This window comes from Bacillus sp. AFS002410, assembly GCF_002556365.1.
Taxonomy (GTDB): domain Bacteria; phylum Bacillota; class Bacilli; order Bacillales; family Bacillaceae_G; genus Gottfriedia.
The window spans coordinates 1-17,424 of sequence record NZ_NUEU01000016.1 but is presented as its reverse complement, the minus strand read 5'-3'; the positions used below and the strand labels follow the sequence as shown (position 1 = coordinate 17,424).

Genomic DNA, 17,424 nt, shown 5'->3' with positions numbered 1-17,424 from the left:
TAGAAACTACTTGTAACTCATTTTAATTTTAGGCATTTATTTTGATAATTTAAGAAAATAAACAGATTGAGAGGGAGCCAATGCGTAAAAAATTTATATCTATAATCGTAATCAGTATGCTTTTAGTAGGATGCAAGCATGGCGAAAAGTCTGTAAAAACGGTTAAAAATGAAGATAAAAGTCCACAGAATGAACATGTAATTGATAAAGGTGAAGTTGATACGGTTTATGCTCCATTAAACGGATTACCTATTAGTCAAGTGAGTGAACAAAGACCAGTTGCAGTAATGGTCAATAATTACTACTTGGCTAGACCTCAAAGTGGATTAAGCAATGCAGATGTTGTTTATGAACTTTTAGCAGAAGGGGATATTACAAGATTTCTAGCCATTTTCCAAAGTGATATACCTGAGAAAATTGGGCCAGTCAGAAGTGCTAGAGATTATTACATTAATTTAGCAAATGGATATCATGCATTATTTATTTGTCACGGGAATAGCCCAAAAGCAAAACAAATGATGGATGCTGGAATGATTGATGCATTAAACGGACTGATTTATGATGGTACTTTATTTAAAAGAGATAAAACACGAAAAGCACCTCATAATTCTTATATTTTAAAAGAAGGTATTGAAAAAGGAGTTGCCCAAAGACATTACTCATACACAGAAAAAGTAACTCCATTAGACTTTACGCAAACAGACTTGGTTTTTGATAATTCATGGAAAAATACATCAGAGGTTTTTATAAGATACTCTCATGACGCTAGAAATAATGTAACTTACAAGTACTCGAGTTCAACAAAACAATTTCAGCGAATTCAAAACGGAATTGTAGCAAAGGATGCCTTGAATGGGAAAGAGCTACAAATTAAAAATATACTTGTCGTTGAAGCAAACCATAAAATAATAGATAGCTACGGTCGTCGTGCAATTGATATTGAAGACGGTGGAAAAGGTTATTATATTGTAGACGGAGAGTATATGAATATCGAATGGAAAAATGTAGATGGGCGAATCCTTCCATATACACTAGACGGAACGGAAATAAAGTTAGCGCCTGGTCAAACTTGGATTAACTTTGTACCAGCTTTAAAGGATGTAACAATAAAATAGAGCGATTTTAAGCAGATAATTTTTAAAGTAACGGGTTCGGTTTAAGAGTACAAAATTGAATTAGAGTATTAAAAAGAGGTTCAAATCGCATCTGATTTGAACCTCTTATTTTTGTTGATATATAAAGGTTGGTGTTCAAAAAATGTATAAATTGGCACCGTAATAAACTTACTAATTAACAGGATGACAATGAACATTGTCAATGTTTTAAATTAGATGCTAAAATGGTTGCTGTTTTTGTTTGAAATAGATTGCTGAAATTGTTGAGGTGAGTTAAAAGAAGTTGATCAAACCAAAGAGCCATAATGCTGACAAAGTAGTTTGAGTACTTTCAGAACGAATAAGAGCCATAGTAAAACACTATGCTGTATATTGCGATGACAAGCAAACAATTTACTTTGAATGATATTAACTACTTACACTAAAAAGGCTCGTATATGCTAACTTTAAACTTTTAATTCTATGTAATGAGAAGTGCTTTTTCTTTTTGATTAATATCAAAGGATACTCCAATAACAATAATAATATAATAAAATACGATATTAATTTATTGTAAAACAATAAATAATATGTTAAAGTCATTATGTCATTAAACAAGTGAGGTTTTTTAAATGAATGTTAAACGAGGTTCTGCCACTTTCTTAAAGGTCATTGTTTTTCTGGTTGGAATTGCAGTGCTTACTTTGTGCATTTATTGGATGCCTGTGTTAACAATTAAAGACTTAAAAGCGCATCCAGGTGGAGATTATTCGATATATCCCCTTTTAGTATGTGCGTATGGAGTCTGTATTACATTTTCTTTTGCGCTGTATCATGTATATAAACTATTAACCTTTATCGAAAGGAACAACGCTTTTTCTGAGTTATCTCTTAAATCTATGAAGATTATAAAAAAATGTGCTTTTACAGCCATTATCTTCATTGTGCTAATGATAATAAGCTTAAAAGTGATTTCTAAAATAACAGGAGATGATGCAGCAGGTCCTATATCACTTAGTCTGATGGGTATTTTAGCAACAAGTATCATCATAGCCATTGTGGACGTGCTTCAAAAGCCATTAAAACATTTCCTAGATAAAAAAGAGGTATAACTTTATTATTAATTTCTCTATCATTGAGCACAAAAATGATAATGAAGCTCATTCATAATCAAAAAAGAAGTCAAAATATAAAAAAGCTGTTGGATTACGAAATCCACAGCTTTTTTTATTACCAATTTATATGATATTAATGTTAATACATTAACGAATTAGGTTGCTAATTTCGATTTTGCACTTCAAAACCGAACCCGTTATTTTTAAAGTTATCTGCTTTTAAATTTTTAAAAGGGTTTAGGTTTAGTGGCTCAATTAATAGTAAATGTCGCTAACAATACTAAGTTTGACCAAAAAAATCTACGATGTTACGATAAAAATTATTATTCGTTTATTTATAGCATGAAGGGGGGAGCGAGTGTGGCTGAAAAATTTGAAAACATTGGCTTAGTAGACGAGCGATATAAAAGTCTAAAAGCCGACTGTGAGAGCTGCTTTGGCTTATGCTGTGTTGCATTACCATTTGCTGCTTCGGCTGACTTTGCTAAAGATAAAATTGCTGGAAAACCATGTCATAATTTACAATCTGATTACCGATGTGGAGTTCATCATAATTTAAGAGAATTAGGTTACAAAGGATGTACTGTTTTTGATTGCTTTGGTGCGGGACAAAAAGTATCACAAGTAACCTACAATGGAGACGATTGGCGACAAAATCCTGAATTAGCTAATGAGATGTATGAAGTTTTTCCGATTATGAAGCAGCTTCATGAAATGCTTTGGTATTTAAATGAAAGTCTGATGCTTACTGCTGCAAGTGAGATCCATAATGACATAAAAACAATATTAGAAGAAACTGAAAAATTAACACATATGGACGCTAAGTTAATATTAAACTTAGATATTATACATCACCGTGCAGAAGTTAACGCTGTACTTTTACGTGCGAGTGAACTATCTAGGGCAGAGGCTTTAAGTAAATTTAAAAACAATAAGAAGCGACAAAAAACTGGAAGAGGCTTAGACCTTATGGGTGCTAAATTAAAGAATGCAAATTTTATAGGTGCAAACTTAAGAGGATCCTATCTTATAGCTGCTGATTTAAGTAGTGCGGATTTAAGGGGAGCCGATTTAATTGGAGCAGACTTGCGAGATGCTAATTTGAGTGGTGCGGATCTTACGGGCAGTATTTTTCTAACCCAGGCTCAAATTAACTCTGCAAAAGGAGATTATCATACAAAATTACCAGTGACACTTAAAAGACCGTCTCATTGGTGAAACAAAAAAATGAACCTTTTAATGGTTCATTTTTTTGTTGTTCACATACCAGGTCAAAGCAATGAAGTAGCCGATAAAAGGAGAAGTTCCATAACCGATAATCGGCACTGGGAAGTTTCCAAAAAAGCTTGAAAGAATGCAAATTGCTAAATAAGTCCCTAGACTAAACGATAATAATTTTGCATTGTTTGGTGGAATAAAGAAAAATGGCATTAGTAAAATTATAAGTGAGATAATCGCACTGATTAGCCATCCAATTCCCATATCCTTTACTAAACTTAAAATGTCCTCGACGTATGACACTGGCGCAAGTTTATCTAAATGAGACCAGTTATAGACTATTAAAAGTATAAAGATAATGAATAATAGTACTTGAGTCTTTTTATGTTTTTTCACACTTAATAATGAAATCGAGATCGCAATTGTAAAAGCAGTTAGTTGAGATGCATCTGGTTGAAAATATAGTAATAGTGTAAAAAATAGTATAAAACTAAAAGTGATCCAAATTGCTTTAGACTTCATTAAATTTGATAGGTGTATGATTAATAATGGAACGAATACGAAGGCGATATTAAGCCTTAAAGGGCCAATTGCCAACCAACGGTGTACACCATGTAATCCTTCATCAAAGAAGGTTAATAAAAGTAAAATGAATATGCATGTAATTACAATGATATTTGTCTTATTCTTTAAAGTTTTCGGACCTCGTAACAGAACTAAAAAAGAGATGATTCCTCCAACAATTGAAATAACAATATTTTGTCCGTATATGGATGCCGATACGTGATTATGGATCATAGCAATTACACCAATGATCATAGCGGGTATTGTTAAGACGAGCGGTAATAAGTTTATTTTTTTTGAATTTAGCATCTTGTTCTAAATGGCCTTCCTTTACGAAAAATTATCTTGTTCTGATGATTGTACATAGCTTCTCTAATCCATCGGATAAGTCATTTTCGCTAACAAGCGAATAACTAATACGAAGTGAAGCAACATCTGTTTTATTGTTATAACAAGCTACACCTGGCAAAAATGAAATATTTTCTTTAGTAGCTTTTCTTAATAACTCAAAAATATCTAGATTCGATTCATGAAATGTCAGCCACAAATTAAAGCCACCATCAGGTATCCGGCAATCTAGTTGATCACTAAGTGAAGATAGTATGTTAACACTTGTATCACGTCGGATTTGTAGAGCAATTCGTAGTTTTTCAACGTGACTTCGCATTCGATCCGTTCGTAAAAATGGTAAAATCGCCTTTTGAGTTAGTAAAGGGCTTCCTACATCCATTGAAGCCTTTATTGCGAGTAGCCATTCTAAGACTGGTCCATTTGCCAGCAATGCAGCAATTCTAATACCGGGTGCTAACGTTTTACTGAACCCTTTAATGTAGATGACATGATCTGATTGATCGTAATACTTAAGCGGAAAATATTGAATTGATCGCTCAAAATAAATATCACTAAATGAATCGTCTTCAAGAATAAAGAAATTAAAGCGTTGTGCTAGTTCAATTAATTCTTTTCTTCGATCATTACTCATTGAAATTCCTGTTGGGTTTTGAAAGGCAGGGTTAACATAAATTAATTTTGGCATGAATTTAATGCACAAGTCTTCTACTAAATCTGATCGAATGCCCTCCTCATCCATCTCGACTGGTATTATATGAATCCCTTTATTTATAAAAATATCAAGTGCACCACCGTAGCATGGACTTTCTACGATAATTGAATCACCAGGTTTTAATAATGCTTGAGCGACTAAATCAATTCCTTGCTGCACTCCGCTTGTAATGATTAGATGATTAGCGCTACAGCGTATTTTTTGAAATTCAAATAAGTGATTAACGATTTCCGTTCTTAGTTCGAAATCTCCTTGAACAGGTCCGTAAGTTGTTAAAATAGAGGCATCTTCTCTTAATAGCTTTTGCATTTCATCTGCTAAAAATTTATTAGGAAGTAGACGTGGGTAGACAACTGCTTTTGAAAAATCATATTTTAGCTGTTCTCTATTTATTAAATATTGTGACCTGACAATATTGATTCCTAAAGTCTGTTGCCAGTTAGAGCTTGAGTCTACTTGCAACGTTTTATTCACTTTCTTTCTTATAAATACTCCTTTACCTTGCTCCACCGTGACATAGCCGTTTGTCTCTAACCATTTATAAGCCTTTCTAACTGTTAAAACACTTATTGAAAGTTCATCGGCCAAAATCCGTAAAGATGGTAATTTCTCGTTAGGCATGAGTAGACCACTTTGAATGCTACCTGCAATCTGTGTACTTACTTGGAGATAAATCGGAACTGTTGATTTTTTATGGACTTGAATTTTCATCATTTCACCACTAGTTTTTAAATAATAAGTTATTAAAAAAAAGATCAATCGTCAATGGGAAAATAGCTAACTGTTATATGCTCTATTATACTGTTATACTCCCACTTTAATATAATACCTTTATCAAAGGGGTGATGAAATGATCATTATTAATTATTTGTTTATTTGTATTATTTTCGGTACAACTTTTCTTGCAATAAAATTTGGAATTGAGTCAGGGGTTTCACCTTTATTTTCAGCGGGCGTACGATTTACCTTAGCGGGATTGATCGTCATAACCTATTTTCTTCTTAAAGGACAAAATGTGAAAAAATTTATATTATCAAAGCGACTAATGTATATTGGATTTTGCTTAACCTTTATGACATTTTCAACACTATATTGGGCTGAGCAGTATATAACATCAGGGTTAGCTGCAGTTTTGTCTGCAACTGGTCCTATGATGATTTTACTTTTTCAATTAAAACGTAATAATAAGAGAATTGAACGTAAACAGTTAATAGCGTTAATAATGGCTTTTACTGGTGTGATCTTCGTTTGTTTACCAGGGATTAGTCAACATATCTCTTACTTATGGGTGGCTGCTTGTGTGGCAGTATTAATAGGGGAAGCATTTTACGGATTAGGTTCTATTACTTCAAAAGAAGTCTTAACGGATTTTAATAGTGTATCGCCGTTTTTAATCAATGCTTTTCAAATGCTATATGGTGGAATATTTCTTCTGCTATTTTCATTTGTAATAGAAAAACCGAATATTTCAATTTTAAGTTCTTGGGATGCACAGTGGCCAATATTGTACCTTATTTTTATAGGTTCAATTGGAGGTCATGGTTTGTACAGCTGGTTATTAGCGAAAACGAACCCAGTCTTTCCATCAACATGGCTTTATGTATCCCCGCTAATTGCAAGTGTATTAGGATATTTCGTAATGGACGAACCAATTAAACCAATCATGGCTGTTGGTGGAATATTAATCTTATCCGGTGTATTCATTGCAAATTGGTCAACTTTTTCTATGTATAGAAAGCAAGGGAAGCTTTTTAAAAAAGAAGTGGATGTTTCAGAGTAATGTAAGACCTTATGATCATTTCATAAGGTTTTTTGTGTGGTGCAAGATATAACAACAAAATAAGCTGGGGCCAATATTGAAAAATGCGAACATATTTTGAACAATATTGATAAAGTTGTGAACGGCGTTGATATAATGCTAAAGCCCGTTGATATATCGCTAATACCGGTTGATATAATACTAAATCTCGTTGATATAATGCGAAGTGGATCAAAATGTAAGCAAAATATAATAAAAAACTGCAGAAAATCCACAAGGAATTAAATATCTCGTGGATTTTCTGCAGTTTAATTTGATTTTTGTACAAATGCCCAAATATAACCGTCTGGATCTCGTAAGCAAAATTCCTTATAGCCCCATGGTTGAACAGTAGGTTCTGTGATGACCTTTTCTCCATTTGAGAAATCTAGCGGAGTCAATTCTTTTTCTACTATGTTTTCAAATAGTGGATCGACTTCTTTTACTACAAATTGAAAGACAGCATCTGTATTTGATTGTGTTTCTGTCGGATGAAGCATCACCTCACCATCACCTACTTTAAACCAGTGCATATCTTCATGGCCTCTTAAATATTCAAATCCAACTTTTTCATACCAATTTTTAGAAGAGTTTGTGTCCTTACAAAAAATAACAATATCTAAAACTCCATTCATTTAAACAGCTCCTTAACTAGTATTATGTTCACTGTATTAACTATTCTTTATGTAATGTATTCTTACCTTTTTATTAATGGATTAATAAATGTGGATTAGCTTACTTTTCTAAAAAACGTCAAAATTTCTAAAGAAATATACCCCCTTTACCGATATATAAATATAGAACAGTTTTTTAGCCGACTTTGGCAAAAAGGGTTGCTTTCGCCATAAGTCTTCTTCTTAGGCTGAGAAACTTCGAATATCGTCTTTAGTATAAATTTGGAAAGTAAGAGGGGGATCGAAAAAAGAACATTAAATTTTTTGAATTAGGAAGGAGGACGTTGCCTAATTGTTTGAAAAAATCATTACATCAAATAGGAAGTATGTATAGATTTCAATAAATTTATGGCAACGGGATTGTAAGATGCTTTTAAAACTATGGAATAATGTATTAAAAATAAGTATGATTTTATCTATTCTATCTAGTAGTCTATTTTTTGGAGCAAATAGTAGTAAAGCTGCTACTACACAAACCGGCGTAGTTACTGCGGCTTCTTTAAATATGAGAACTGGACCAAGCACTGCCTATAGTAAAATCATGATCTTGAAAAAAGGAAATAAACTAACGATAACTGAAAGAAAAAATGGTTGGTATAAGTTTAAGTTTAGTAAAAAAACAGGCTGGGCATCAGCAAAGTATATTAAATTAGTTAAAAAAACTCCAACTGCTCCAAAAGTTTTATTCTCTGGTGAAATAACTGCATCTTCACTAAACGTAAGAACAAGTCCTAGTGTTACGGGTAAGGTAATTACAACTCTAAAAAAAGGTACTAAAGTTTCAATCGTAGAAAAAAAATCTACTTGGTACAGAATAAATACAACCAAAGGATATGGATGGGTAAGTTCGGCGTATGTGATACAAATTGTTAACGAAGTAAAACCGCCTTCAACGAAACCACCAGAAGAGAGTAAACCGAATCCCCCAACAACAAAGCCACCAAGTGGAGACACTTCAGCAATCGATCAACAAGATAAAAGTGGACGAGTTACTACCTCATCTTTAAATGTAAGAACTGGCCCGGGAACTACGTATGAGTCAATAACAAGCATTAAAGTCGGTACTGTAGTTAAAATTAAAGCAGAAAAAGATGGATGGTATGAAATTGAAGCTGGTACGATTGTTGGGTGGGTTAGTGCGAAATATATCCAGCAAATAAGCGATGACGATATGAATTTAGAAAATTTTATTCTAGTTATTGATCCAGGGCATGGTGGAAGTGATCCTGGTGCAACATTTAAAACAAGTAGCGGGGAAATCTATAAAGAAAGTATGATTGTCTTATATGTCTCTCAATTTTTAAACGATTATTTAGTGGAGCTACCGATCCAAACATATTTTACTCGTGAGTCTGACACATATCCAACATTAAATCAGCGTGTCGAATTTGCTAAATCCAAAAAGGCGAACGCATTTATTAGTATCCATATTAATGCATCTTCTTCGCATAATGGAAATGGAACAGAAACATATTATTATGGTGAATCAAAGACTTCTCCTACTAATTCGCCGACGAAATTAGAAGATAGTATGACACTTGCTGAAACTATTCAAAATAGACTAGTTGAAAAATTAGAGTTAAAGGATCGTGGTACTAAAAGCGGAAACTTTCAAGTAATTCGCGAATCAACGATGGCATCAATTTTAACTGAATTAGGCTATATAGATCATCCAACGGATAATGTAAAGCTAAGTAATGAGATTTGGCAGCAAGAAGCAGCTGAAGGGATTTATTTAGGAATACTAGATTACTTAAGTATTCAAGGATATAACGTAGATTCATATTATATAAACGATTAATAGGGCTCTCCAAAAGTCATTATATGACTAATGGAGAGTCCTTTTTTAAAAAAATTTTCATAGAATTTCTTAGAATTTGATGGGAATTGACAAAATTTTTCGGAAATGAAATCAAGTCAACTATCGTTATAATGAAATTGTAATCTTTGCTTAAAAGTTTAAGAAGTTAAAAAACAATAGAAAATAATTGGTAGGTGAGGAGAATGAACGCAGCATTATATAAAGAAATTGAATTGATATGTCGGAAGAAAGGCTGGACAAAAACGGATTTAGCTCAAAGGTCAGGTATACATATAAGTGAAATAAGTCGTCTTTTAAATCACAAACGTTCGGTTACACTTAAATATTTGGATGCTATTACAGAGGCTATTGAGTTAGAGGAAGGTGCACTTTATTCACATTTTGCTGAGGAATGTTTCAATGAAGAACAACTATTGGATAAGCGTAAAAGTGTACAGTTTTTGTTTAAGTGCTTTTTGAAAGGTTACGAGGAACATTGTCAAAGGTTGCTACAAATTATGACGACAGAGAAATCGGACACTGATCGGGCCAATTATTTGAATTACATTTTCTTCGTTGCTGAAGAGCTTTTTAAAGCAGGAGAAGAAGAAAAATCATTGCTATTGTATGAAATCATTATTGAAAATGATTCGAAAAATATTATGGAACTGTTGGCAATTAGTTATTTTCGGCGGTTTTACATTTTAAGGATGACTGATGACGCCCAGCATGCATTGACTGATGTGGTGGAATATCTATTTTGTATGCCAAAAAAAGTTATAAAAGAAGCCTACTTATGGATTGTCGCATTTTACTATTGGCGTGAGCGATGGGAAGAAGTACTTTATTATGCTGAGAGGTTAAGGAAGCTTGTTAAAGACGGTGAATATTATGGAAGAGCTCTCATGTATAAGAGCTTTGCATTAGCACGTCTTGGAGGAACGCTTGAAGAAATAATTGAACTAACCGACAGTTATGCTCAAGTAAATGATTATTTTGCAGATTTAGCGATTGGAAATCGACTTGCATCTTATTTGGATTATGGTTATTTAGAGTATGTAGATCAGTATCTTACATGGTTAGAAGATAGAGAGGATGTACATATTGGTTTACCAAAGGTGCTTGAGGCATATATTCATTTGAACCGTTTAGAGGATGCTAAAATAATATTAGATTTATATGAGCACAAGATTGATGAGTTGGACGAAAGAGTGGAATCTTGGTTAAAACAAAAAGTATATTTGGAGTTTCGATATGCAGATGCTTTGTTTCAGTGTGAAAGCTTACAATTTCCAAATGCGCTAGATGAAATATTGGATGTCGCTTATACAGCAAATCAAATAGGAAATTTGGAAAGATTTAATAAGTGCTTACTAGTTTACTGGAGATATAAACATCATGCGACTTCGGACCAAATAAATAAGTATATACAATTATTAAGTATTAATGGGATTAAAGAGAGTTCTTCACATAACTTTGCTTAGTCTATGTAGTTTAAAGAAATTGAAGCTGTGGAATATAGATTAGAAGAATTAAAGTTTAGATAAAAAAATTAAAAAAAATACAATTTGACGTAATTTTCAGAAAATAAAATTATATCAAATCTCAATATAATGAACTTATTAAGAAAAGAAAGTAGGGATAGTAGTTGAAAAAGAAAATGTTTAGAAATGTTACAACATTAGCATTAACAACAGGACTTATTAGTACTACGATTACACCAATCTCCTTTTCACATCAAGTTCATGCACAAGCAACTTCGAAGATTGAACAAGTATTAGCAAAACTTACGCCTCAGCAACGTGAGGCAATTAAGCAATTAAAGCTAAATGATAAAGAGGGAGTTAATTTGTCACCTGAAGTAGATCAAACAAGTGATAAGCCTACTTCTGTCATTGTCGAGTTTAAGGACAAGCCACAGCAGACTGCCGTTTTAGAAGCAGAAGCTGATGGAGTAAATCTAACAGCGGAGGATGCGAAAGAAAAAGTAGATGCATCACATGAAACTTTCCAAAAAGACTTAAAAACTATTTTTAGCAGTGAATTAAAATCAAAGAAAAATCCGTATTCGATTAAACGATCATATAAAAAAGCATTTAATGGGGTCTCTATGACTCTACCAGCAAACAAAGTAAAGGCTTTACTTAAATCTAATTCAGTAAAAGCCGTCTGGAGTGATATGCAGGTCCAAGTAGAGCCACCTTCTATTAAGGAGACGCAGGCGAAGCAAACTGCAACTCATACGATGGTTACATTCCCAGGTGTTGAAAAACTACATCAAGAAGGTTTTACAGGAAAAGGTGTAAAAGTCGGAATTCTTGATACTGGGATTGATTACAATCATCCAGATTTAAAAGGTGCTTTCAAAGGCGGTTATGATTTCGTAGATAACGACAATGACCCAATGGAAACAACATATGCCGATTGGAAGAAGTCTGGTCAGCCTGAATTGGGATCCAGCGGTGAAGCTTACTATACCGAGCATGGGACACACGTAGCCGGAATTATTGCTGGACAAGCGAAGAATAATGCAGATTTTGCAGTTGAGGGTGTTGCACCAGATGCGGATATTTATTCTTACCGCGTTTTAGGACCATATGGATCTGGCTCTACTTCTGCAATTTTGGCTGGTATTGATAAAGCAGTTTCAGATGGAATGGATATCATTAATATGTCTCTTGGAGCAAATTATAATGATCCACTATATCCTACGAGTATTGCAGTAAACAATGCCGTTCTTGCTGGAGTAACTGCGATTGTTGCAGCAGGAAACTCAGGAGATAGAATGTATTCACTTGGCGCACCTGGTAATGCACCTTTAGCAATTACAGTTGGAGCGAGCGATACATCTGTTTCAATTCCAAGTTTTTCAGGTGCATTACACCCTACAACAGGTGATATACCTGTTGATCTAAAATTAGCTGCTCAAGGTTTAACAGATAACGTAGCAGATTTTGAAGGGCAAACTTTACAAATGGTGAATGTGTCTTTTGGTGGTGAACCTAGTTACTGGATGGGTTCTGCTGGAAATTCAGATCCAATCGATGTAAAGGGAAAAGTGGTTTTAGCACAGCGCGGTAGCTATGGGATCACTCAAATTATTGCGACTGCTAAAGCACATGGTGCAAAAGCTGTTGTTTTATATGATGCAGATGTTCCTTTAGGTGATGTGTATCTTGGAGATGGTTACGGCTTACTGCCTACATTCTTATTGAATAATGCACAAGGAAAAGCTTTGGCAGCTAAATTACCTGTAGCTGGCGCATCAAAAGGCACATCTCTAGGCTTTACATTTAATAACATGAAACAGATGGTAACTGTGGGTGATAAATTAGCGCCATTTAGTTCACGTGGTCCATCTCGTGTGTTATACGATATTAAGCCTGAAGTAACGGCTCCTGGAGTATCTGTTTTCTCAACTGTTCCTTCCTATATGCACGGGGCAGATCAAATTGGAAATTATCAATACGCATATGAGCGTTTATCTGGAACTTCAATGGCAACGCCAAACGTTGTTGGGGTAGCAGCATTATTAAAGCAAGCTCATCCAGATATGTCTCCTTCAGATATTAAATCAACACTTATGAACACAGCAGATCCATTATCTGATAAATACAGTGTATATGAAGTTGGAGCAGGGCGAGTGAACCCATATGATGCAGTTCATGCGAGTACAGAAATTCAAGTAAAAGACAAAACTTCAACAGTAAAAGATAATGCAAGTAATAATGGAGTAACCACTTTGGCAAGTAAAGGAATTAAACAAATTAAAAACATTACTGGTGCATTAAGCTTTGGTGAACAAGCTGTTACTGGTAAAGACCTGTCAGATCAACGTTCAATCACACTATTTAATAAAGGTTCAGTAGATAAAACATATGATGTTAAAGTTCAATTTCAAACATTGGATGCACGATACACAAATGATTCTAGAGCAGACCAAGATGCTGCTGCAAATGGCGTTACATTAGACTTAAAATCATCAGTAAAAGTAAAACGATACAGTAGTAGCAATATGGATGCTACAATCAAAGTTCCTAAAACTGCAAAACTTGGAACTTATGAAGGCTATGTAGTGTATACAAACCAAAAGGACCCTAACGAGACATATAAAATTCCATTTGCTATTCATACAGTTAAAGAAGGAATTGACTATTTAACAGGTAATCCGTCAGCTTTTACAGTACCATATGAAGCAGCAAGCAATGCGACAAGATGGTCAATTGGTGTTAACTTTAAATTAAATTCTCATATGCGTTATTTTGATTTCTTCATTGTGGATCCAAAAACAGATAAAGAAATCGGATTCCTCGGCTCAGCTGACGGAATGGGAGCAGACGAGAATATCGAGTATTACTTCCGTGGAGTTTTAAATAATGGTCAATACTATCCTTTAACTGGTGATACAAATAATCCAATTGCATATGACCTTAAAGAGATTGATCCAGGATTATGGAAAATTAGAATGGTCGGAACAAATGATAAAGGTGAAACTTTCACTGCAGATGCACCAGTTTACAACGGTGTCAAAGAAGCAAAAGTAACAATGAACAATATGAAAGCTGGAGGCATTTACGAAACTGCAAATCCAACTGACACTAAAGTGACTGTATCAGGTAATGTATTTGATAAAGAAATAGATGAGATGAAAGCAGCAGGCATCAATGCTTCACAGGCAGATAATAACTTTACTTACTATAACCCTAATAATTCGCAAGAAAAAAGCATTCCACTAGACTCACAAGGTAATTTCAATGCGGAGATACCATTAAGTACATCTGGTCCAATAGTAAATGCAATTACTGAGTATGATTTCTCAGATTATACTAAATCATCTGTTAGAAACTATGGTAGCTTTGTTGATGCATACTTTGTTCGAAAAGGAACTGCTTATACAACTGCAATCTCAGATAAACAACATATTGATATGGGGGAATCAACAACTGTTACATTCTCCACAAAAAATGTGAAAACAAATGTTAAGAAAGCTGAATTCACTTTCCTTTACCCAAGTCAGTACCTTGATTTAATCAACGTACAACCGAATGCAGCATTTAAAGGCAAACTAGATGTTCAATATACGACTGCTCCATTTAATGGTTCACTAACTAAAATGACAGTTACTGCAACAGCGACTGGAGATTTAGCGAATACAGGAATTGCTGGAGATGTATCGTTGGTAGACTTAACATTAAAAGCGAAAGACCAGTACTATAAAGGGGCAATGAACTTCTACAATGGAACTGGTTCAAGTCGATTCTTTAACGCTGTTTATACAAATGTAGATAACACGACTGTAACGACACAAGGAATTCAGCCATATTTCTATATTACACCGACATATTCATTCATGAGAGCAAGTGTAGAAGCTGAAGGATTGATGATGTTCGGTGGTTTAGAACCTGAAATGAAACAAGTTGATTATAATAAAGCAGGTACAAAAATTAGCGTGAAAGATGAAAATGGTAAAGAATATGGCGTATCTGATCAACTAGGATACTCTCAATCATTCCCATTTGCATTTAGAACAAAATTACCTATCACGGATGATGACTTTACACTAAAAATCGATGTACCAGGTCACTTTACATTCTCTAAAGATTTCCATATCGGAGTAAAAGAAGATGGAAAAACTACAGCAGGATCTAAACCAGTCAATTATGACTATATTCCTGGTGGAGATGTAAACAAAGATAATGTCATTGACGTAAAAGATGCGATTTACATCCAAACATATTGGGGTACAAATAAGCGTGACGCTGACATTAACTACGATGGCGTTGTTGATGCAAAAGATATGCAATACGTAATCAATAACTACCTAATGCAAAATCCGTGGAACGACAATTCACCTAAAGCAGCTACAAAATATAAGAGCAATACATTGGATGATGTATTAGAAGCACTTGGATTAGAGTAATTTCTAAAGAGGATGTCCCAGAAGAGAAACATTTTTGGGCATTCTCTTTTTTATACTTATAGGTTAGAAGAAGAGTAGTTGAAATATCGGTCGAATTGTAGGAAAGAGATTTCGAATGAAGTGCAAATAAAAATAGAGAAACTGCAATTAAAAAAGGGGAGCCTGCAAATAAAAATAATAGAACTGCAAATAAGAGACGAAGTGCAAATAAAAATAGAGAAACTGCAAATAAAATAGGAGGATCTGCAAATAAAATTAACAGAACTGCAAATAAAATAAGTAAAACTGCAATTAAATTCCTTAGAACCTCAAAATAGATACATTATTACCTATACCGGTATGGGGATTATAGCTCTGTATTTGTTCAAAAGAAGATGAACAATCATAAAAAATTAATAAATTTGCTCTAATTCAGTGTGAACTGACTAAAAAAGTAAAGTAATCTACTAAATATTTATAAATGGAGATCATCAATTCAACTTTAATTGAAAAACATCACCAAAATACCCCCCATTAGCTTTTATAGACAGGCTTAAATCAACAATATTTCTAGAATCTAAATAGAGGTCGTCAATATGTCAGTTACGCTGACTTTTTGGACGGCCTCTTTTCGTCGTTTTTTAAATTGATAAATTACTTAAATTACAAATTGTAATTTTTTAGGAATGTCGTATACCTCGTTTCTTATTTATCTTTATTTTAATTTTTCTTTCAATACTTGATTATTTCATCGAAAGAATGAGAAAAATAATTTGATGCAGATGTAATCGAAATCCGAACGATTTTACGAATAAATTTATATTGGATTAATTTAAAAGATTAATAAACGTTGTGATACAATGGATAAGTCGTTTTTGAACAAATATATAAATCAACCATTATTATTAATGATAGAAAATAGAAAGTAAGGTATATATAATGAATAAATTTTCTAGTTTAGGTTTAAGTGAAGAATTAACGGAGTATTTAACTGAATTAGGTATTACAGAGCCCACTCCAATTCAAGAGAAGGCAATTCCAATTGTATTTGAAGGGAAGGATTTAATAGGCCAAGCACAAACAGGAACGGGTAAAACATTTGCATTCCTATTTCCAATCCTCGAACGAATTAATTTAGAACTACCACATACTCAAGCATTAGTAGTTGCTCCAACAAGAGAGCTGGCTCTTCAAATAACAGCTGAGGCTAAAAGAATTGTTAGCGAAGATTTCGGAGTACTTGCTGTATATGGTGGCCAAGACGTTGAGCAGCAAGCACGTAAACTAAAAAGTGGTGCACATTTAATCATTGCAACGCCAGGTAGACTTTTAGACCATTTAAGACGAGGAACTATAAAATTAGATAAAGTTGATTTCCTAGTACTCGATGAAGCAGATCAAATGTTGCATATTGGATTTTTACATGAAGTTGAAGATATTATCAAACAAACGCCAGCATCGAGACAAACGTTATTATTTTCTGCTACGATGCCGGACCAAATTCAATCTCTTGCAAAACGTTACATGAAAAAACCAGAAGTTATTAAAGTAAAGGCAAAGAAAATTACACTAGATGAAATTGAACAACTAATTATTGAAACTACAGATCGTGGAAAATATAATGCATTATTGAGTCAAATAAAAGAGACGGAACCATTTCTAGCGATCATTTTCTGTAGAACAAAAAGAAGAGCTAACAAATTAAATGAACAGTTAAAAGGAAAAGGACTATTATCCGAAGAACTTCACGGAGATTTAACTCAAGGAAAACGCGAAAAAGTCATGAAATTGTTCCGTGAAGCTAAAATACAATATCTTGTAGCAACGGATGTAGCAGCCAGAGGAATCGATGTTGATGGTGTAACTCATGTATTCAACTATGATTTACCAATGGACACAGAAAGCTATGTACACCGAATTGGAAGAACTGGTCGCGCAGGAGATACTGGTACAGCAATTACATTTGTTACTCCTAAAGATTTTCAAGATATGAAAATGATTGAAAAAGAACTTAAACTTTCAATTAATAGAATAGAAATGGAAAGAGTAGAAAGAACAGAGAACGAAGGAAGTACAGGCAGACCGGACAGATCAAGAGGTGCAGGTAGATCGGAAAGATCAGGAAATGCAGGAAGAGCTGAAAGATCAGGAAATACAGGAAGAGCTGAAAGATCAGGGTATGCGGACAGAGCTGAAAG

Annotated in this window: 11 protein-coding genes; 8 read left to right on the top strand and 3 right to left on the bottom strand. The window is 33.9% G+C overall.

The genetic code is table 11. The annotated features are described in order from the left end of the window. The first annotated feature begins 80 nt into the window (after window positions 1-80). From CN692_RS11425 to CN692_RS11415, 3 genes are all read left to right on the top strand, one after another. Entirely contained in the window at window positions 81-1,115 is a 1,035-nt protein-coding gene (locus tag CN692_RS11425) for a DUF3048 domain-containing protein (RefSeq protein ID WP_098119289.1), read from the top strand. 611 nt (window positions 1,116-1,726) lie between these two features. Then, entirely contained in the window at window positions 1,727-2,206 is a 480-nt protein-coding gene (locus CN692_RS11420) for a DUF2975 domain-containing protein (protein ID WP_098119288.1), read from the top strand. A gap of 345 nt (window positions 2,207-2,551) precedes the next feature. Continuing rightward, window positions 2,552-3,427: a pentapeptide repeat-containing protein gene (locus CN692_RS11415; protein WP_098119398.1), complete on the top strand. Its 876-nt coding sequence runs from the start codon at window positions 2,552-2,554 to the stop codon at window positions 3,425-3,427. 18 nt (window positions 3,428-3,445) lie between these two features. Here CN692_RS11415 and CN692_RS11410 read toward each other — a convergent pair whose 3' ends face one another. Then, window positions 3,446-4,300, bottom strand: a complete 855-nt coding sequence (locus CN692_RS11410; RefSeq protein WP_098119287.1) for an FtsW/RodA/SpoVE family cell cycle protein — start codon at window positions 4,298-4,300, stop codon at window positions 3,446-3,448. A gap of 31 nt (window positions 4,301-4,331) precedes the next feature. Further along, window positions 4,332-5,765, bottom strand: a complete 1,434-nt coding sequence (gene pdxR / locus CN692_RS11405) for a MocR-like pyridoxine biosynthesis transcription factor PdxR (RefSeq protein WP_098119286.1) — start codon at window positions 5,763-5,765, stop codon at window positions 4,332-4,334. Between the two features lie 139 nt (window positions 5,766-5,904). Between pdxR and CN692_RS11400 the strand changes: the two genes are divergently transcribed. Beyond that, entirely contained in the window at window positions 5,905-6,834 is a 930-nt protein-coding gene (locus CN692_RS11400; RefSeq protein ID WP_098119285.1) for a DMT family transporter, read from the top strand. 287 nt (window positions 6,835-7,121) lie between these two features. Here the strand turns inward: CN692_RS11400 and CN692_RS11395 are convergent, their stop codons facing one another. Continuing rightward, window positions 7,122-7,487, bottom strand: coding sequence for a VOC family protein (locus CN692_RS11395; RefSeq protein ID WP_098119284.1), 366 nt, complete (start codon window positions 7,485-7,487; stop codon window positions 7,122-7,124). A 406-nt stretch (window positions 7,488-7,893) separates the two neighbouring features. On the opposite strand from CN692_RS11395, the gene CN692_RS11390 reads away from it, so the two are divergent. The 4 genes from CN692_RS11390 to CN692_RS11375 form a co-directional block, all read left to right on the top strand. Beyond that, a complete protein-coding gene (locus tag CN692_RS11390; protein ID WP_098119283.1) occupies window positions 7,894-9,327 on the top strand; it encodes an N-acetylmuramoyl-L-alanine amidase in 1,434 nt (477 codons plus the stop codon). Between the two features lie 203 nt (window positions 9,328-9,530). Further along, window positions 9,531-10,811, top strand: a complete 1,281-nt coding sequence (locus tag CN692_RS11385) for a helix-turn-helix domain-containing protein (RefSeq protein ID WP_098119282.1) — start codon at window positions 9,531-9,533, stop codon at window positions 10,809-10,811. Window positions 10,812-10,975: 164 nt separating this feature from the next. Beyond that, window positions 10,976-15,247 (top strand): S8 family serine peptidase, encoded by a 4,272-nt coding sequence (locus CN692_RS11380; protein WP_098119281.1) that lies wholly within the window; start codon window positions 10,976-10,978, stop codon window positions 15,245-15,247. Window positions 15,248-16,165: 918 nt separating this feature from the next. Then, on the top strand, window positions 16,166-17,424 hold a 1,259-nt coding region (locus CN692_RS11375; RefSeq protein ID WP_142317523.1), incomplete at its 3' end, for a DEAD/DEAH box helicase.